Origin of the sequence: Caballeronia eucalypticola (assembly GCF_047608185.1) — a bacterium.
In the GTDB taxonomy this organism is placed as follows: domain Bacteria; phylum Pseudomonadota; class Gammaproteobacteria; order Burkholderiales; family Burkholderiaceae; genus Caballeronia.
Window position 1 is genome coordinate 1 of the sequence record NZ_JBLKRU010000050.1, and the last position, 17,442, is coordinate 17,442.

The window sequence follows — 17,442 nt, forward strand, 5'->3', positions numbered from 1 at the left end:
CCCAACACTCAACACGCGTTTTACCGAGCGGACTGTTCCGAACAGCCCGATGGGTCAACTCGCGTCTGAATTGACCCAATCATCGCAGGCTGAATCATGAAACACGCTGCTCAAACCGCATTCAATGCTCAGTACCCGGTCGCATTCCGGCTGCGCCTGAAGCCGCTTGCCGCGATCGCTTTCTCGATGATGGCGTGCGGTGCAATCTCTCAAGCCGTGGCCGATGTCGCGATTACGCCGCAAACGCAGACCGGCGCCGTCGATGAAGTCAGCTTCGACAACACGTATTTGCGCGGAGACGCGGGCAGTGCAGTCGATACCAGCCGTTTCACGCGCGGCAACGCGGTGACGCCGGGCACGTATCCGGTGGACCTGATCGTGAATGGAGCGCGTCTGGCGCGTGAAGACATCCGCTTTGCTTCGCCTGACGGCAAGCTGGGCTCAAAGCCGTGTTTCAGCCGCGCGCTGTTGCAACGCGCCGGGGTGGATCTGACGAAGGCTGATGCTGCCGCCGGACGTAGCGCTGCAACGGCTGCTGCCCACGCCGAAACCTGCGAAGAAATCGGCACTATCGTGCCGGGCGCGACAGTCGATTTCGACTTCACGCAGCAGACGCTTGAACTGAGCGTGCCGCAGGCGTTCATGAAGAACTCGGCACGTGGCTACGTGCCGCCCGAACAGTGGGACCGGGGCGTCAACGGTGGCTTTATCAGCTACAACGCGAACACGTATCACACGGAAGGTTCGGGCGTGGGCTCGAGCCAAAGCTACCTGGGCTTGAGCGCGGGCGTGAACATTGGCGCGTGGCATCTGCGCCATCAATCGTCGGTGTCAGCGGGCACGGGTCAGAAGACCCAGTTCGACAACATCGCGACCTACGCGCAGCGCGATATCACCAAGCTGGGCTCGCAACTGACCGTGGGCGATGCGAACACGACCGGCGAGATCTTCGACGGCGTGTCGTTTCGCGGCGTGCAACTGGCGACCGACGACCGCATGCTGCCTGAATCGATGCGCGGTTACGCGCCGGTCGTGCGCGGCACGGCGGAAACGAACGCACGCGTGACGATTCGCCAGAACGGCCAGGTGTTGCAGGAAACGAACGTTGCGCCCGGGCCGTTTGAAATCAACGACCTGTATTCGACGGGTTACGGCGGCGACCTCGTCGTCACGGTCACCGAAGCCGATGGCCGCAGCAAGGAGTTCACGGTGCCGTTTGCATCGGTGGCGCAATTGCTGCGTCCGGGTGTCACGCGTTTCAGCGCAACCGCTGGCCAGTTGCGCAACGATTCACTCGATACGAAGCCCGTCTTCGCTCAGTTCACGATTCAGCGGGGTCTCACCAACGCGGTCACCGCGTACGGCGGCGTGGTGGCATCGAGTGGTTATGGTGCGTTGAACGTGGGTGGTGCGTTGAACACGGGAGTCGGTGCCTTCTCGATGGACGTGACGGGTGCGTTCACGAGCGTGCCGAATGCGCAGTCGATGCACGGCACGAGCTTGCGCGTGGGTTACAGCAAGTTCATCGCGGCGACCGACACGAATATATCGGTGGCGGCGTATCGTTTCTCGACGGCGGGCTACATGAACCTGAGCGATGCGGCGACGGTGCGCGATATGGCGGAGCACGGTGGCGATATCAACTCGATTTACCGGCAACGTAACCGCATGCAGGTGTCGGTGAACCAGAAGCTGGGGGATCACGGCACGATGTTCGTGACGGGCTCGTCGCAGAACTACTGGAACCGGGGCGGCAACGACACGCTGTTCCAGGCGGGCTACACCAACGCGTTCAAGTACGGAACGTACAGCTTGACGGCTGGGCGCACGCGCTCGATGGACGGGCAGTTATCGAACGACTTCATGCTGAGCACGACCATTCCGCTGGGTCATAAGGCGCATGCGCCGATGCTGACCACCAACGCCTCGCACACCTCCGACGGCGCGAGCGACATGCAGGCAAATGTGAGTGGTTCGCTGGGTGAAACAAACCAGTTCTCGTACAACGGCTATGGCACGTATAACGCGGGCGGCACGTCGGCGAATAACGGCAACGCGGGGGTGAGCGCGACATATCGTGCGCCTTACGCGACGTTGAATGCATCGGCGAGTGGCGGCGCGGGGACGCGTCAAGTGTCGGCGGGCGTGCAAGGATCCGTGGTGGCGCACCCGGGCGGGGTGACGTTATCGCAGACGGTGGGTGACACGATCGGCATTGTGGAGGCGCCTGATGCGGCGGGTGCAATGGTGACGAGTTCACCGGGAACGAAGGTTGATTCGCGCGGTTACGCGGTGATACCTTACTTGTCGCCGTACAGCATGAACGAGGTGGATCTTGACCCGAAGGGCACGTCCACTGACGTTGAATTTAAATCGACGTCAGCGCAAGTGGCGCCGCACGCGGGTTCTATCGTGATGATGAAGTACGAGACGGTGAGTGGCCGGGCGGCACTGATTCAGGCGCCGAAACTGGGTGGTGGATCGTTACCCTTTGGAGCGAGTGTGGAAGACGAACAAGGCAGGAGCGTTGGCGTGGTCGGTCAGGACAGCGGAATATTTGCACGCGGTCTCGAGGAACAGGGCGCGCTGACGGTGAAATGGGGCAGCGGTCCGGTGGAGCAATGCCGGATTGCTTATACGCTGCCGAAGAAAGATGCGAAGGCTTATAACCCCGGGTATTTATCGTTGCAGTCGCATTGCGTGTTGGGAAGTGAAATGGCGATTTCGAAAAGTACGACGGCGGGTGCAACGATCCCTGTGCATGTGGAGCGTTGAAGTGTGCGAATAGTGGGGGCTGAATTGCCAGGCTAACCGCCTCTCGATTCTCTTTTTGAAGACTCATCCCATGTTGAAGAAACTCTCGTTACTTGTATTTCTGCTGCTGCAGCTACTGTTCGGCGTAACTGCAGCAAATGCTGCCCCCACTCTATGTACCATCGCGGGCGGCACCAACTATGCGCCAGCCGTCACGGCAAATCTGTTTCCACGTGACGCCCGATAGGCACACAAAGCCCGCCTTACTCGACACTGGTGCAAATCAGCTGCGTCTCCGATGTAACCGCGTACTCGATGAGCGTATATACAAACGCTCCTACCGGCGTAGAGGTGCCTGGATTTACTAACTACTATCAAACGAATATTCCTGGCATTGCGGTTCGATACATCGCGGAAATGGACCAAATACCTCTTGCTCACCTTGTTCGGGAGGCTGGCCATCGCCAATACTAACAATAACTCGAACGATCTCCTGCACGGTGAAAGCGTCAGCGACCGGAGAGATACAAACGTTTGGCTTGAACTACACGGCTTACTTCATAAAGGTCGGCAATGCAGCGGTTGGAAATCTTACGACAATTCCAGCAGTGAGTATTTGGCAATACATTCCGCTCAAAGGTGCTGTGGCTAACGTGTTTTCCGGTTCGGCAACCGGCACATTCGCCGTCGCCGCCTGCACGGTCACGACACCGGCCATCGCCGTAACGATGCCGAAGACCTACACCTACCGATTACCGAAGGTCGGATCCACCGATGGTGAAACGAGCCTGGCAACAGGGCTGAATTGCGACCCGGGCGTCAAGGTGTACACAACGCTAACCGACGTAAGCACGCCCTTGAATACCACGACAACGCTGTCGCTCAGTCCGGATTCGACCGCGCAAGGTATCGGTTATCAAATTCTCTATAACGCTACGCCCGTCAATTTCGGTGTTGACTCGTCGGTACCGGGAAACCCGGGTCAGTTTGTGTTGATGCCCGTGCCGACCACGGGCGGCGTGCTTAGCGTTCCGCTAACGGCCCGATACATCCGCACTGGCAAGATCGGCAGCGGATCGGTGAATGGAAAAGCGACCTTCACCATGTCGTATCAGTGAATGATATAAGCCGACAAGGTCTATCCGCCAGGCCGGTGGAGCGAAGCAACGGTATCGCGCAACGACGCCCCTGCATGCGCCGCGTGCGATGACCGCCGCCTCGCTGCCCTTCGCCTTAACGATCCATCATCGAGCCCGATTCCTCCGCTGCAGGCAACAACGCGTCGCTATCGTCTTTGAGCTTCACGCCCGTTAGCTTCAGACGCGTTGCTTCAGTCAGCAAGTAATGCAGCTTGAACGCTGCGGGATCGTAGGCAAGACCTTCGGGGCGCACGTTCGAAATACAGTTACGCTCCGCATCGCTTTTACCAATGCGCGGTTCATACGTCAGGTAGATGCCGAGGCTGTCGGGTGAACTCAAACCCGGCCGTTCTCCAATCAGCATCACCACGATGCGCGCCCGTAAAATCTCACCAATACCATCGCCGAGCGCGACCCGCGCCTGCCTTGCGACGACGATCGGGCCGATGTTCAGGCCCGCCAGCTTCGAGCGCATGCGCTCGAGCAGCGGCAAGGCATGACGCGCAGCGGCGTAGGCAGACAAACCATCGGCGACCACGAACAGGACATCGAACGCCGCGGCCGCTGCGGCCGCGTAATCATGCATTCGCGAGGTACTTTCGTCGTTCAGCTTTCGTCCCAGGTCAGGTCGCCGCAAGTAGTGCTCGCGATCAGGCGCGGCGCTTTCCACGTCGAGCGTTTCAAAACCGGCGGCATTCAGCAATGCATGCAGCGCAGCCACATCGAGCGGTTGATGCACGGCGTCGCGGGCTTGCGCATGCGAAAGATTAAACGCTAGCAGAGGCGCCGTCGGCAGGCTGCTGCCCGCTCGTCCTAACGCAATGCGCGCGTTGGTGAAACGACGCAGCGTGTCCCATGGGTTGGTGCTGACGGAAGAGGGAGGATCGTAGAAATCGGCCATCAGGCACTCATCCATTCGAGCAGCGGTTGTGATGCGGACTGGTTCAGCAAAGCGCCTTGTGGACCGGCAATTCGCATCGCCTCAAGCCACGCTTCGAACTCCGGCGCGCGCCGCAAGCCGAGCACATTGCGAACATACAGCGCGTCGTGGAATGACGTGCTTTGATAGTTCAGCATGACGTCATCGGAGCCGGGAATGCCCATGATGAAATTGACATTGGCCACGCCCAGCAGCGTGAGCAGGTTGTCCATGTCGTCCTGATCGGCCTCAGCGTGATTCGTGTAGCAGATGTCGCAACCCATGGGGACGCCGAGCAGCTTGCCGCAGAAGTGATCTTCCAGTCCCGCGCGAATGATCTGCCGGCCATCGTACAAATACTCGGGGCCGATGAAGCCGACCACCGTGTTGACCAGTAGCGGGCTGAACTTGCGGGCGACCGCGTAAGCGCGGACTTCGCAGGTCTGCTGATCGACACCGTGATGAGCGTCGGCGGACAACTCGCTGCCTTGGCCAGTTTCAAAATACATCAGGTCGCGGCCGACGGTGCCGCGTTTTAGCGACAAACCCGCTTCATGCGCTTCCTGAAGCAGCGCCAGCGAGACACCAAAACTGCTGTTCGCTTTCTCGGTACCCGCAATCGACTGGAACACGAGATCGACGGGCGCACCTTTCTCGATTGCAGCAATCGTGTTGGTCACATGCGTGAGCACGCATGATTGCGTCGGGACTTCATAGCGTTGCCGGAAGTCGTCGATCATCACGAGCAGCGTCGTGATCGCACTCAACGAATCCGATGCCGGATTGATACCGATCATCGCGTCGCCGCAGCCGTACATGAGGCCGTCAAGCATTGACGCGGCAATGCCCTTGACGTCGTCGGTCGGATGGTTCGGCTGCAGGCGCACCGACAAATGTCCGGGCAAGCCGATCGTGTTGCGAAAACGCGTGATGACCGGCCGCTTTTTCGCGACGAGGATCAGGTCCTGGTTGCGCATGAGCTTCGATACGGCCGCGACCATCTCCGGTGTCAGTCCCGCCGTCACGCGGCTTAGCGCGCCGGAATCGGTGGTGTCTGCGAGCAGCCAATTGCGGAAATCGCCCACGGTGAGGTGCGAAATCTCGGCGAAAGCTTGGCAAGAATGATCGTCGACGATCAGACGCGTGACCTCGTCAATCTCGTAGGGGATCACGGCTTCGTTGAGGAAGGCGCGCAACGGTACTTGCGCCAGCGCCATCTTAGCCGCCACGCGTTCTTCTTCGGTATGAGCTGTCACGCCTGCCAACTGGTCGCCGGAACGCAGCGGGCTGGCTTTCGCCAGCAGCGTCTTCAGGTCGTCGAAACGGTAAGTCCGCAGACCGATGGTCTCGTTATAGCTCATTGCGTGATCCTTGTTCCAAGGCCCCTCCAGGCACTTACTCCGCGCTCGCTGGCCGGCTCGACGAATCCGGCATCTGGCATCCGGCAGGCGTCTTGCGCGGGTTGAGCCGCGTCCTTCGCTGGCGATCGGCGCCCGCGGTCGATCCGGGCGTTAACCCGAAGTATGCGGCGAAACAATTAACGGTCAAAAATGCGGACGCGGTAATTTAAACGAATCAGACGGAGTGTCCTTGCCGAATATCCGATCTGGGCCGCGCGCCCGGGCGCACCGTTGCCCGATTTCCCGCGTGCGATAATCCCGCTTTCCCAATCCGGGCATTTTCGCGCGCCGCACCTTGAAAAACCTGCTTGTTTCCCTCGATCGCCTGGCGGATTTCGACGAGATCATCGACGTCCGCACGCCGCTCGAATTCGCGGACGATCATATCCCCGGCGCGCTCAATGCCCCCGTGCTGAGCAATGAGGAGCGGGTGCTGGTCGGTACGATGTACAAGCAGGTGTCGCCGTTCGAGGCGTCCCGCGTGGGTGCGGCGCTGGTCGCGCGCAATATCGCGCAGCACCTCGACACGACCTTTGCCGGCCGGCCGCGCAACTGGCGCCCGCTGATTTATTGCTGGCGCGGCGGTACCCGGTCCGGTTCCGTCACCACCGTGTTCAGCATGATCGGCTGGCAGGCGCGGCAGCTGGAAGGCGGGTATAAAACCTATCGGCGCTCAACGCTCGATACGCTCGATAATTTGCCCACCCGGTTCCGGTACATCGTGCTCACTGGCCCCACCGGGAGCGGCAAAACGCGTCTGCTGCACGCATTGCACGAGGCTGGTGCACAGACGCTGGACCTGGAACAACTGGCGGCGCATCGCGGCTCCTTGCTCGGTGCGTTGCCGGGCGAGCAGCAGCCATCGCAGAAATGGTTCGATACGCTGTTGGTCTGCACGCTACGCGGTTTCGATCCGGCCCGGCCGGTGTTCGTCGAGGCGGAGAGCCGGCGGATCGGCGCGATCTCTTTGCCCTTGGCGCTGCTGGAGTCGTTTCACCGCGGCGCATGTGTCGAGGTCGAGGCAAGCCGCGACGATCGCGCCGCGTTCTTGCTGCATGACTACGCGCATCTTTTCCAACATCCGGAATCGTTCAAGCTGCAACTGTCGCGACTGATCGGCCTGCATAGCCGCGAGCGGGTGAGCGGCTGGCATGCGTTGATTGACGCGGGGCGAGAAGCTGAGCTGGCCCGCGAACTGATCGACCTGCATTACGATCCGGCCTATTCACGCAGCAGCCGTCAGAATTTCAGCGAATTGCCGTACGCCACGCACATGCTGTTCCGGCCGAACGACGCCGATGTGGTCGGGCAGGCAAGGGCGCTGCTGGCACGGCTCGATACCACGCGGCAGGTTCAGACTGAAAAGCCGCCCATCGGGTCGGCCTGACGCCGTTTCATTCCAGTACAACAAACAAGCTACCCAAGACCATGCAATCCACTCTTCGACAACCACGCGTCACGCTCGGCTGGGTCACGTTCCTGCTGATCGCGGTCGTAGGCCTGTTTTACGTCAAATGGTTTCCTTACTACAACCGCGCCTTCGTGGCGGCCAGTCAACATTCCATCGGTAAATCAATCGTGATGGGTACCGCCGCGAGCGCGCCCGCGCCGTCGTGGCAGGCTGCTATCGACTATGCCGTCGCCTATGGCAAGGCAATCTGGCAGGCGATGGTGTTGGGTCTCCTGCTCGGCTCGGCGGTGCAGGCGCTGATTCCGCCGCAATGGGTGGCGCGCGCGCTCGGCAAGAGCGGCTTTGGCAGCGTGGTGACTGGTGGCCTGATGTCGCTGCCGGGCATGATGTGCACCTGCTGCGCGGCACCGGTCGTGGCCGGCCTGCGGGCGCGTCAGGCGGCGCCGGGAGCGGCTATCGCATTCTGGCTCGGTAACACGGTGCTGAACCCGGCCACGCTGATTTTCATGGGCTTCGTGCTTGGCTGGCAATGGATGGGACTGCGGCTCGCGCTGGGAATCCTGATGGTGTTCGGCCTGGGTTACGCCGTGAACCGGATGGTGACGCCGAAGGAAGCCGAAGTGTCACGCAGTGAGATGGCGAAGCTGGTCACAGCGGAAGATCCGGGCACGGCGTTCACCCGCTGGATTCGCATTCTCGGACGCATGACGATCCGGCTTGTGCCCGAATATATCGTGCTCGTGCTGGTGCTCGGCGCGGCGCGGGCGTGGTTGTTTCCGCATATTGGTCCGAATATTGACAATAGCGCGCTGTGGATTGCGGGTCTCGCTATTGCCGGCACGTTGTTCGTGATCCCGACAGCGGGCGAAGTGCCGATCATCCAGGCAATGCTCTCGCTCGGCATGTCAGCCGGCCCCGCGGGCGCATTGCTGATGACGCTGCCGCCGGTCAGCTTGCCATCGGTCGCCATGCTCGGCCGTTCTTTTCCGCCGCGCGTGCTGACGTTCGTGGCCCTCGCGGTGGTGGCGTTCGGGATCGTTGCGGGGCTGCTTGCAGTGGCGCTGGGGTTCTAGCCGCCGGTGATGTAACTCGTAGGTCCAACACACGAGAGGCCGGTTACAACGCGAGTTGAAACCGGCCTCTTTTCGTGAGCGTCAGTGGGAGGTCGGATTGACCCGATTGCCTCTTCCACGCTTTAACGCGCAGCCGCCTGAATCAGCAGCTTGAACGGCAGCGCAAGCAGCATCGCGCCGCCCACGCCTACACACCAGAGCGCGACGAACCACAACGTGCTCCTGAGCCGCGCACCCCTGCGGCGTTTGATATCGGTCTCTGTACCGGTCTCAGTGATAGTGATGTTCGCCATGGCGCACCTTGCCGCGAAAAACCCAGTAACCCAGCGTCGTGTACGCGATGATCACGGGCAAGATCACCGCCGCGCCAATGAGCGTGAACATCTGGCTAGAGTGCGGAGCCGCGAGTTCCCAGAGCGTCACGCCGGGGAAGATGGCATGGGGCGATATGCTCGCCACCAGGCCGCTATAACCGAGCAGCACGAACGCCAGCGCCATCATGAACGGCCGCGTTTCGTGCCGTGAACGGATGGACCGGCGCATCAGCCACGCGCAGCCGACCACGAGCACAGGCACCGGCAGGAATCGATAGAACCAGGGGGTATCGAACCAGCGCGTGGCAATGCCCGCGTCCTGCAGCGGCGTCCAGATGCTGACGACCGCGATAGTCCCAAGCTGCAGCAGCGTCAGCGGCCACACAATGCGGTAAAACCGTCGCTGCAAATCGCCTTCCGTTTTCGCGATCAGCCAGCAGCAGCCGAGCAGTGCATAGGTGACCACCAGCGCGAGTCCGGTGAACATGCTGAAGGGCGTGAACCAGGTGAAGGCATCGCCGGAAAAACGGCCGTCCGCGACCGGAATGCCATTGAGAAACGCGCCCAGCGTTACGCCCTGGAAGAACGTCGCGCCCGCCGATCCGCCGATAAACGCAAGATCCCACATGTGCTTCGTGCGCGTTGCCTTCGAGCGGATCTCGAACGTGACGCCGCGAAAGATCAGGCAGACCAGCATGAACATCAACGGCAGATAAAGCCCCGACAGCACGGTCGAATAGATCATGGGGAACGCCGCGAACAGGCCCGCGCCGCCCAGCACGAGCCAGGTTTCGTTACCGTCCCAGACCGGTGCGACGGTGTTCATCATGACGTCGCGATCACGCTCCTCGGGAAAAAACGGAAACAGGATGCCGATGCCAAGATCGAAGCCGTCCAGCACGACATACATCAGCACGCCCAACGCGATGATCGCGGCCCACGTTAAGGACAAATCCATCTCAGGCTCCTTCGATTGAATGCGTCGCCGCGGACAGCGGCCGGCGCGCAGTGTGGTTGTCGTCGTCCATGCGCGGTGCGTGCGTGATGGTGCCGGGCAACGCGGGACCTGTTTTAAGCAGCTTGAGCAAGTAGTAGATGCCGGTACCGAACACGAGCGTGTAGACGATCACGAAGATCAGCAGCGTCACGCCCACTTGCTGCGCGCTGACCGGCGACACAGCCTGCGCCGTGCGCATCACGCCGTAGACAACCCACGGTTGGCGACCCGCTTCGGTCGTTACCCAACCGGCGAGCAGCGAGATGAAGCCGGTCGGTCCCATCGCGAGCACGAAGCGCTGGAACATCTCCGATTCGAAGAGCTTGTTTTTCCTTCGTAGTACGAAGCCGGCAGCGCTCATCAGGATCATCAGGACACCGAGCCCGGCCATGATCCGGAAGGTCCAGAACACGATGGTTGAATTCGGCCGATCCTCTTTCGGAAACGACTTGAGGCCGCGGATTTCACCGTCCCAGCTATGCGTCAGGATCAGGCTGCCCAGATGCGGAACGGACACGGCGTATTTCGTGGTTTCGGCTTCCATGTCTGGGATGCCAAAGAGGTTCAGTGCAGTGCCGCCTTTCTCGGTGTCCCACAGGCCTTCAATAGCCGCGATCTTCGCCGGCTGATATTCGCGTGTGTTGAGGCCGTGCTGGTCGCCGACTAAAGCCTGAAGCGGAGTGAGCACGAGCAGCAGCCAGAGCGACATCGAAAACATCTTCCTGATGGCTGGATCCTTGCGTCCCTTCAGCAAGTGATAGGCAGCCGTTGCCGCCACCACCAGCGCCGCGACAATAAACGCCGCGATTGCCATATGCGAAAGCCGGTACGGAAACGACGGGTTGAAAATGATCTTGAACCAGCTCACCGGCACAACATGATCACCTTCAATGCGAAACCCCTGCGGCGTCTGCATCCAGCTATTCGATGCGAGAATCCAGAAGGTCGAGATCAGCGTGCCGATGGCGACCATCAGCGTGGCGCCGAAGTGCGCTTTCGGTCCGACCTTGTTCCAGCCGAACAGCATGATGCCGAGGAATCCCGCTTCCAGGAAAAACGCGGTCATCACTTCATAGGCGAGAAGCGGACCGGTGATCGGGCCGGCAAAGCTAGAAAATCCTCCCCAGTTGGTGCCGAATTCGTAGCTCATCACGACACCGGACACCACGCCCATGCCGAATGCGACGGCGAACACCTTCGACCAGAACAGGCATAACTCCTTGTAGACCGGCTTACCGGTCTTGAGCCAGGCGCCTTCGAGCACGGCTATAAAACTCGCCAGTCCAATGCTGAGCGCCGGGAAAACGATGTGAAAAGAAACCGTGAAAGCGAACTGGATACGCGCTAGATCGAGCGCTTGCTGAGTGGCATGCATGGCAGGTCGTGCAGCCGTCGCGGGCGCACTCGAAACGAGTTCGCGGGCGGGCGCTGGTTGGTTGGATTGAGTACGACGGAAGTGACTCTAAGCTAGTTTTTAAGATGAATGCTGCGGCGCGGAAGGAAGCGAGAATGTGCGGAAATGTCGCAAGTTTTGAGATGAATGATCGGTAACTCACTGTTTACACGTAACTTTATAAAACGATTTCATTAGTGCCCGAAAATGCCGATGCGTTAATTCCGCGACAATCGACCGCACTGCATCAAACAAGGCGGGCCGCATTGAGATGACGCAAGATGCGTTACGTGCGCGACGTTTTATTGGCGAGATTCTTCGCTGGCGTGCTGGCCTGCGCCGGGTACCATGGCGGAACAACATCGCAGACGTTTTCCTGCCCGGAATAACTGCTCTGCAGCAAAGCCAACAACCACCGTGACGGGAGAAAACCATGCGTCTTGACGACGAAGCAGAGAGCCGCAATGTGGAGGACCGGCGTGGGGCCGGCGGCGGGGGCGGCGGATTTCGCATCGGCGGAGGGCGCTCGATTGGTATCGGCACGATTGTTATCGCGCTGGCGGCCGCGTACTTTTTCGGTATCGATCCCATGCTGATCCTGGGCGGGGGTTCCACCGGGCAGGGTGGTTCATACAGCCAGCCGCAAACGCAGCAGCGGCAGATGGATCCGCGCACTCAGCCCCAGGCAAGCGCGAACGATACAGACGCAGTGTTCGTGCGCCGGGTGCTCGGCAACACCGAGCGCACGTGGCAGCAGATTTTCCGGACCCGCTACAGCCAGGATTACCCGGCGCCCAAGCTCGTCCTCTTCTCCGGCGGCACCGCGACCGCGTGCGGCACCGGGCAGTCAGCCATGGGGCCTTTCTACTGCCCGAACGACCGCACGGTGTATATCGATTTATCGTTCTACCAGGAGTTGCGCGATCGCTTCGGCGCGAGTGGAGATTTTGCGCAGGCCTATGTGATCGCGCACGAAGTTGGCCACCATGTGCAGAACGTGCTGGGCATCATGAATAAAGTCGATGCCGCCCGGCAACGGATGTCGCGGGAACAGGCCAACCAGTTGTCGGTGCGCGTGGAGTTGCAGGCCGATTGTTTCGCGGGCGTCTGGGCCAACGTGGCGCAAAAGAACAACGCGAAGCTGATCGAGCCCGGTGACTTCCAGGAAGGGCTGAATGCGGCGGGCGCCATAGGCGACGACCGGCTGCAGAAGGAGACGCAAGGACGCGTGGTTCCTGAGGCGTTTACACATGGCACGAGCGCGCAGCGGCAGCGTTGGTTGAATCGTGGACTGGCGACAGGCGATCTCGGGCAGTGCGACACGTTTGGTGCCAAAACGCTCTGAGTTTTGGTATTTCGCGGCCAGTTGCACGGCCAGTCGATAACGCGGGTTTTAATGCGGATTTCAACATCAAGGCGCCGGCGTGTTCGGCGCCTTGTTCATGAAAGACCGTGAAATAGTAGTGAAAACCGTTAATTCGACGGATAATTCCGGCAGAACGCGCAGTGCAGAACTTACCAATACTGACAGCGCGGCTTTACGCCAATTTATAGAATTCCGGCTATTAAATCGCTCATGATCCGAACGGCTTTCGATCTGTCGAAGCCTTTACGGGTCAAGCGAGCCAGCCGTCCGGCACTGTGGCTTATGCGCTCCCGCCTGAATCAGTGTGCCGATGAAACAAAAGGTCCCATAGCATCCCCATGAAGCGAATCCTGATTGTCAAGGTGACATCGTTGGGCGATATCGTAGAGACGCAGCCGGTTGTCTCCGATCTTCGCCGTGCATTTCCGTCCGCCAAGATCGACTGGGCGGCAGACGCGGCTTTCGCCGACATCATTCGCTGGAATCCGGCGGTCAACCGCGTGTTGAGCGCGCCGCTGCGCAAGTTCAAGAAAGCGCGAAGCTGGGCTGATCTGAAAGACATCGCTGCGTCTATCGGAGAGTTGCGGGCCGAAAAGTACGATGTGATTCTCGATATCCATGGCGTGTACAAGAGCGCGATCATTGCGTTCATCGCTCGCGGGCGGCAGCGTTATGGGTACAAGAACAAGGACCTTGGCGAGCTCGGCGCGGCCTTTGCCTACAACAAGCGCTTTGGGCCACGACCGAGAACCGATGCGTGGCGGGGCATGCGCGTGAGCGTGGCCGACGCGCTCGGCTATACCTTCGATGAAACCCCTGACTTCAATCTTCGTTTGCCGCCGGCAGCCACGCCGCTGCAGCTTCCGCAGGACGCGCCCATCGCGATGCTTTTCCACGCTACATCAGCCGATGAAAAGAAGTGGCCGATCGACCGCTGGGCCGAGACGGGGCGTTCGCTGACGGCGCGCGGTTATCGAATCGCACTGCCGTGGGGAACGGAAGGCGAGCGCCGGGAGGGTGAGCAGATAGCGGCCCTTGTGCCGGGCGCGATCGTCTTGCCGAAGCTGACCGTGACCGAGTGCGCGCAGTGCATCGAGGCGTCGGCGCTCGTTGTGGGCATGGACACCGGCCTGGTCCATCTGGCGTATGCGCTGGGCCGGCCCACGGTGATGATCTTTACGGCAACGTCGCGCGAGCATTTCGGCATTGGATCGTCGACGCATTCGATTTCGGTCGGCGACCAGCATGCGCCGCCGAATGTGGCGTCGGTGCTGGAAGCAATAGAGGGCGTGTTGACGGGATCGCCGGCGCCCGCCGCGCGCGATGTCGCGACGGGAATCGTGTCCTGATTCGACCTGCAAGGGCCGCTTAAAACATGCTCAAGCGCCCGGAAACCCATCCGGGAAAAGGCGCTGGACTGCCGCCTCGAAGTGTTCGATAGGCGCCGCGCCGCGCAATGCGATGGGCGGCGGCGGTTCCTCGGTGCCCACGCCGTCGCGCGACAACACGCAGAACGGCACGCCGGTCACACCGAGCTTGGTCGCGAACTCTTCGTCTTCGATAACCGCGTCGGTGAGCTCGTCGCCGAGCAACGCCTCTTCCAGCGATTCCGGATCGATGCCGCACGTGGCGGCAATATCCAGCAGCGCATCCGTGTCGCCGATATCGATGCCATCCTCGAAATATGCCTTGAAGATCGCACGATGCACGACGTCGAAGCGACCCGATTCACGCGCGAAAAATGCGGTCTCGAATGCCTTGCGGCTGCGCGGTTGAACCGGCGGAAGGCGCAACAGCAAACCGCGTTCGTTGGCCATCGGATAAACGGAGTTTTCCCAGGTCTCGTGCAGAAGGTCGCTATCCGGATCGATTAACGCCGTAGGTTCGGGGCGCAGTTCGAACGCGTGCCAGCGCACTTCGACGGCGTCGCCAAAAGCATTCTGAAACTGCTCGATCACCGGCACTTCCAGATAGCAGAATGGGCAGACGAAATCGGACCACACGTCGAGGTACAGCTTGGCGCTTGTCATATAAGGCTCGTTTAGGATTCGTATTCAGCGAAATTCAGTGCGAAATTCTACCCCGCATTCGACTTTCTCTCTGTCCGCATCGGATGCCGCCGAAAAGGATCGGACACTCGTTCGTGATAGGATCCGCCCACTATTAAACAGGGGGCCTCAATGGCATTCAAAGAAACGAAGGGTAACAAGACCGTCGAGGCACTCGTAATGCCGGCACCGGGCGCAATGTTCAAGGGTTATATCCGTGTTGTTACGGAACACGTAAACGGGCCCATCGGGCAGACAATTGGACGCGGATGTGGACGTCCGGTGAAAACCGAGCAGGCTGCGCTTGAACTCGCAGAGATCGAAGCACGTCGCGTGATCAGCGGCAAGTAATGGTTTGAAGCGGCTTCGAGCGACCGCTCGGAGCTGGCAGTTGACGATACGCTGTACCGTCTTGCAAGAGGTCCTGTGCACATACAACGTGGACCGATGCGCATCGAGACGTTCCAATTGGCGACCACGCCGCCACCATCAATTCAGAGCGTAAGCTCGATCCGCTACAACAATCCACGTTCTGCGCCAAACGCCTACGCGCGATTGCATTCCTGCGCTTTGCGCGATTAAAACCCGCCATCCAGTTCGATCTTCGTGCCGTCGCTGAAGCGGCTTAGCCGGAATGCTTGTGGATCTACCAACGGCTTGTCGTTCGCGACGATGTCGGCCATCAGCTTCCCCGCACCCGGCCCGATCCCGAATCCGTGACCCGAAAATCCCGTGGCGATGAACATGCCCGGAACCTGTTGCGCGGCCGAAATCACCGGCACGGCATCCGGCGTGACATCGATATAACCCGCCCATGCCTGCGCCACTTTCACGTCGCCAAGCGCGGGAAAGAGGGCACGGAATGCGTTGATGGCGACATCGTTGAATGTTTGCGTGGGCGCCGGATCGAGCGTGCGAACGGTTTCAAACACGGTTGGCTGATCGAGCCGCCATGTCCGCGGCTGGCGCAATGCCTCGAAAAAGCGTTCACCGAAAGCAAAATCCATCGACCTGAACTGGCTTTTCAGCGCCGGCAGATAGTGCCGAAATAGCCGGAAGCTGTCGGGCGTGATCTCGGCCACGCTGCGAAACGCATTCGCGATCGTGTAGCCGCCATCCAGCCGCTTGCGGTATCCAACGGTCTGGTTGCAAGCACTGACCTCAGGGCCGCCATCGACCGGTTCCGTGCGCATCACCGACGACCTCACGCTCAACTGCGGCACGTCGACGCCAACGCTACCCGCGAACAAACGTGTCCACGCACCGCCCGCAACCACCACGCTCGAGCAGCGGATCATGCCATGTTCGGTCACAACGCCACTGACCGCGCCAGCACTTGTTTCGATGCCGCGCACCGCGCACGGCGTTAGAACCTTCACGCCCTTGGCACGCAGCGCGTGGACGATGGCCGGTGCCGCGCGCTGTGGCTCCGCGCGGCCGTCGGAAGCCGTGTAGATGCCGCCAGGAAACGCGCGCGCGACGCCCGGCATCAACGCGGCGGTCTCGTCGCGCGACGTGATACGGGAATCGATACCCTCACGGCCTACCAGGCTCACGGCGCGCGCCAGCCAGCTTTCGTGATCGGCGAGGGACTTGGGGTCGTCGGCGGCATAGAGGATGCCGCATTGCCGGAACCCCGTGTCAATGCCGAGCGTCCGGTCCAGCTCGCGCCACAGCTTGAGGCTTTCGATACTGAGTTCCAGTTCGCGCAAGTCGCGATGCGTCGCGCGGCACCAGCCCCAGTTACGGCTCGATTGCTCGCCGGCAATCGCGCCTTTTTCGCAGACCGCTACCGAGAGGCCCTTCGCGGCGAGATAGAGGGCTGTGCTCACGCCAATAATGCCGCCGCCGATAACAACAACATCGACGCGCTCGGGTAAATCACGATCTTCAGAGACTTCAACGACTTGCGGACCCATCTATCCTCCTTTAAGGGGGCGCACCGGAACGGATCCGGCAACACACCCGCGGTGCTTTCGGGCATCCTGTGTGCTTCTCTTCACTCCGATGGCGCGTCAAAGCCGACAGCCCATGTCAGCCGGCTTGGCGGTCGATTCCATGCTGCGGCTGGTTCGCGCGGCATATCCACCCTGACTTTCTGGAGAACACTCGTGCAAAAGACAGCATCGGCAAAATGGAGTGGTGGCATCAAGGACGGTAAAGGTTACATTTCGACGCAAACCGGTGTGCTGAAAGACGCGCCTTATGGCTTCGCGGCTCGTTTCGAAGGCGGTCCCGGAACGAATCCGGAAGAGCTGATCGGCGCGGCGCATTCAGGATGTTTCACGATGGCGCTGTCCCTGCAGCTCACGCAGGCGGGGCTCACGGCCGAAAGCCTGGAGACGAAGTCTACCGTGACGCTGGACAAGGACGGCGAAGGGTTCTCCATCACCGCCTGTCATCTGGATTTGAAGGGGAAGGTGCCCGGCACCGACAAAGCCACCTTCGAGAAGCTCGCCAGCGCGGCGAAAGAGGGTTGCCCGGTGTCAAAGCTGTTCGCTGGAAACGCGAAGATTACGTTGAACACGGAATTCATCGAGTGAGTCTGGTTTTAACAGACTGACTGAGTGACTGAGCAACTCTAGGGCGTGGCCGCGAAACGGGCCGCGCCCTTTCTTTTGTGCGCGG

15 protein-coding genes are annotated in these 17,442 nt (G+C 60.5%); 8 read left to right on the forward strand and 7 right to left on the reverse strand.

The annotated features are described in order from the left end of the window. The first annotated feature begins 96 nt into the window (after nucleotides 1–96). Complete coding sequence (locus ACMX25_RS34155; protein WP_414954309.1) at nucleotides 97–2,775, forward strand: fimbria/pilus outer membrane usher protein; 2,679 nt, start codon at nucleotides 97–99, stop codon at nucleotides 2,773–2,775. A 587-nt stretch (nucleotides 2,776–3,362) separates the two neighbouring features. Further along, nucleotides 3,363–3,872, forward strand: a complete 510-nt coding sequence (locus ACMX25_RS34160; protein ID WP_414954310.1) for a fimbrial protein — start codon at nucleotides 3,363–3,365, stop codon at nucleotides 3,870–3,872. A gap of 115 nt (nucleotides 3,873–3,987) precedes the next feature. On the opposite strand, the gene eutC is transcribed toward ACMX25_RS34160, so the two are convergent. Next, nucleotides 3,988–4,794, reverse strand: coding sequence for an ethanolamine ammonia-lyase subunit EutC (gene eutC / locus ACMX25_RS34165; protein ID WP_414954311.1), 807 nt, complete (start codon nucleotides 4,792–4,794; stop codon nucleotides 3,988–3,990). Next, nucleotides 4,794–6,173: an ethanolamine ammonia-lyase subunit EutB gene (locus ACMX25_RS34170; RefSeq protein ID WP_414954312.1), complete on the reverse strand. Its 1,380-nt coding sequence runs from the start codon at nucleotides 6,171–6,173 to the stop codon at nucleotides 4,794–4,796. The genes eutC and ACMX25_RS34170 overlap by 1 nt, the downstream gene beginning before the upstream one ends. 334 nt (nucleotides 6,174–6,507) lie before the next feature. On the opposite strand from ACMX25_RS34170, the gene mnmH reads away from it, so the two are divergent. Together mnmH and ACMX25_RS34180 are read left to right on the forward strand one after the other, a co-directional pair. Then, nucleotides 6,508–7,599: a tRNA 2-selenouridine(34) synthase MnmH gene (mnmH, locus tag ACMX25_RS34175; protein ID WP_414954313.1), complete on the forward strand. Its 1,092-nt coding sequence runs from the start codon at nucleotides 6,508–6,510 to the stop codon at nucleotides 7,597–7,599. Between the two features lie 41 nt (nucleotides 7,600–7,640). Further along, the gene (locus tag ACMX25_RS34180) at nucleotides 7,641–8,696 is read left to right on the forward strand and encodes a permease (protein ID WP_414954314.1); all 1,056 of its coding nucleotides are present in this window, start codon (nucleotides 7,641–7,643) and stop codon (nucleotides 8,694–8,696) included. A 122-nt stretch (nucleotides 8,697–8,818) separates the two neighbouring features. Here ACMX25_RS34180 and ACMX25_RS34185 read toward each other — a convergent pair whose 3' ends face one another. Genes ACMX25_RS34185 through ACMX25_RS34195 form a run of 3 tightly spaced genes read right to left on the reverse strand, consistent with a single transcriptional unit; the run spans nucleotide 8,819 to nucleotide 11,382 of the window. Next, on the reverse strand, nucleotides 8,819–8,989 hold the full coding sequence (locus ACMX25_RS34185; protein ID WP_414954315.1) for a hypothetical protein: 171 nt from the start codon (nucleotides 8,987–8,989) through the stop codon (nucleotides 8,819–8,821). After that, complete coding sequence (cydB, locus tag ACMX25_RS34190; RefSeq protein WP_414954316.1) at nucleotides 8,967–9,968, reverse strand: cytochrome d ubiquinol oxidase subunit II; 1,002 nt, start codon at nucleotides 9,966–9,968, stop codon at nucleotides 8,967–8,969. Before cydB ends, ACMX25_RS34185 begins: the two co-directional genes overlap by 23 nt. 1 nt (nucleotide 9,969) lies before the next feature. Next, on the reverse strand, nucleotides 9,970–11,382 hold the full coding sequence (locus ACMX25_RS34195) for a cytochrome ubiquinol oxidase subunit I (protein WP_414954317.1): 1,413 nt from the start codon (nucleotides 11,380–11,382) through the stop codon (nucleotides 9,970–9,972). Between the two features lie 451 nt (nucleotides 11,383–11,833). Between ACMX25_RS34195 and ypfJ the strand changes: the two genes are divergently transcribed. After that, a complete protein-coding gene (gene ypfJ / locus ACMX25_RS34200) occupies nucleotides 11,834–12,745 on the forward strand; it encodes a KPN_02809 family neutral zinc metallopeptidase (protein WP_414954318.1) in 912 nt (303 codons plus the stop codon). A 359-nt stretch (nucleotides 12,746–13,104) separates the two neighbouring features. Further along, the gene (gene waaC / locus ACMX25_RS34205) at nucleotides 13,105–14,115 is read left to right on the forward strand and encodes a lipopolysaccharide heptosyltransferase I (RefSeq protein WP_414954319.1); all 1,011 of its coding nucleotides are present in this window, start codon (nucleotides 13,105–13,107) and stop codon (nucleotides 14,113–14,115) included. A 30-nt stretch (nucleotides 14,116–14,145) separates the two neighbouring features. Here waaC and ACMX25_RS34210 read toward each other — a convergent pair whose 3' ends face one another. Beyond that, nucleotides 14,146–14,796 (reverse strand): DsbA family oxidoreductase, encoded by a 651-nt coding sequence (locus ACMX25_RS34210; protein ID WP_414954320.1) that lies wholly within the window; start codon nucleotides 14,794–14,796, stop codon nucleotides 14,146–14,148. 150 nt (nucleotides 14,797–14,946) lie between these two features. Here ACMX25_RS34210 and ACMX25_RS34215 point away from each other — a divergent pair, with 150 nt between their 5' ends. Continuing rightward, nucleotides 14,947–15,165 (forward strand): hypothetical protein, encoded by a 219-nt coding sequence (locus ACMX25_RS34215; protein WP_158934984.1) that lies wholly within the window; start codon nucleotides 14,947–14,949, stop codon nucleotides 15,163–15,165. A 227-nt stretch (nucleotides 15,166–15,392) separates the two neighbouring features. Here ACMX25_RS34215 and ACMX25_RS34220 read toward each other — a convergent pair whose 3' ends face one another. Next, entirely contained in the window at nucleotides 15,393–16,733 is a 1,341-nt protein-coding gene (locus ACMX25_RS34220) for an NAD(P)/FAD-dependent oxidoreductase (RefSeq protein ID WP_414954321.1), read from the reverse strand. A gap of 192 nt (nucleotides 16,734–16,925) precedes the next feature. Between ACMX25_RS34220 and ACMX25_RS34225 the strand changes: the two genes are divergently transcribed. Further along, nucleotides 16,926–17,357 (forward strand): OsmC family protein, encoded by a 432-nt coding sequence (locus ACMX25_RS34225; RefSeq protein WP_414954322.1) that lies wholly within the window; start codon nucleotides 16,926–16,928, stop codon nucleotides 17,355–17,357. Nucleotides 17,358–17,442 lie beyond the last annotated feature (85 nt).

What these genes read in the sequence shown, in the direction of transcription:
- ACMX25_RS34155 (WP_414954309.1), top strand. Translation starts at nt 97, where the DNA reads ATGAAACACGCTGCTCAAACCGCATTCAATGCTCAGTACCCGGTCGCA.
- eutC (WP_414954311.1), bottom strand. Translation starts at nt 4,794, where the DNA reads ATGGCCGATTTCTACGATCCTCCCTCTTCCGTCAGCACCAACCCATGG.
- ACMX25_RS34170 (WP_414954312.1), bottom strand. Translation starts at nt 6,173, where the DNA reads ATGAGCTATAACGAGACCATCGGTCTGCGGACTTACCGTTTCGACGAC.
- ACMX25_RS34180 (WP_414954314.1), top strand. Translation starts at nt 7,641, where the DNA reads ATGCAATCCACTCTTCGACAACCACGCGTCACGCTCGGCTGGGTCACG.
- ACMX25_RS34185 (WP_414954315.1), bottom strand. Translation starts at nt 8,989, where the DNA reads ATGGCGAACATCACTATCACTGAGACCGGTACAGAGACCGATATCAAA.
- cydB (WP_414954316.1), bottom strand. Translation starts at nt 9,968, where the DNA reads ATGGATTTGTCCTTAACGTGGGCCGCGATCATCGCGTTGGGCGTGCTG.
- ACMX25_RS34195 (WP_414954317.1), bottom strand. Translation starts at nt 11,382, where the DNA reads ATGCATGCCACTCAGCAAGCGCTCGATCTAGCGCGTATCCAGTTCGCT.
- ypfJ (WP_414954318.1), top strand. Translation starts at nt 11,834, where the DNA reads ATGCGTCTTGACGACGAAGCAGAGAGCCGCAATGTGGAGGACCGGCGT.
- waaC (WP_414954319.1), top strand. Translation starts at nt 13,105, where the DNA reads ATGAAGCGAATCCTGATTGTCAAGGTGACATCGTTGGGCGATATCGTA.
- ACMX25_RS34210 (WP_414954320.1), bottom strand. Translation starts at nt 14,796, where the DNA reads ATGACAAGCGCCAAGCTGTACCTCGACGTGTGGTCCGATTTCGTCTGC.
- ACMX25_RS34215 (WP_158934984.1), top strand. Translation starts at nt 14,947, where the DNA reads ATGGCATTCAAAGAAACGAAGGGTAACAAGACCGTCGAGGCACTCGTA.
- ACMX25_RS34220 (WP_414954321.1), bottom strand. Translation starts at nt 16,733, where the DNA reads ATGGGTCCGCAAGTCGTTGAAGTCTCTGAAGATCGTGATTTACCCGAG.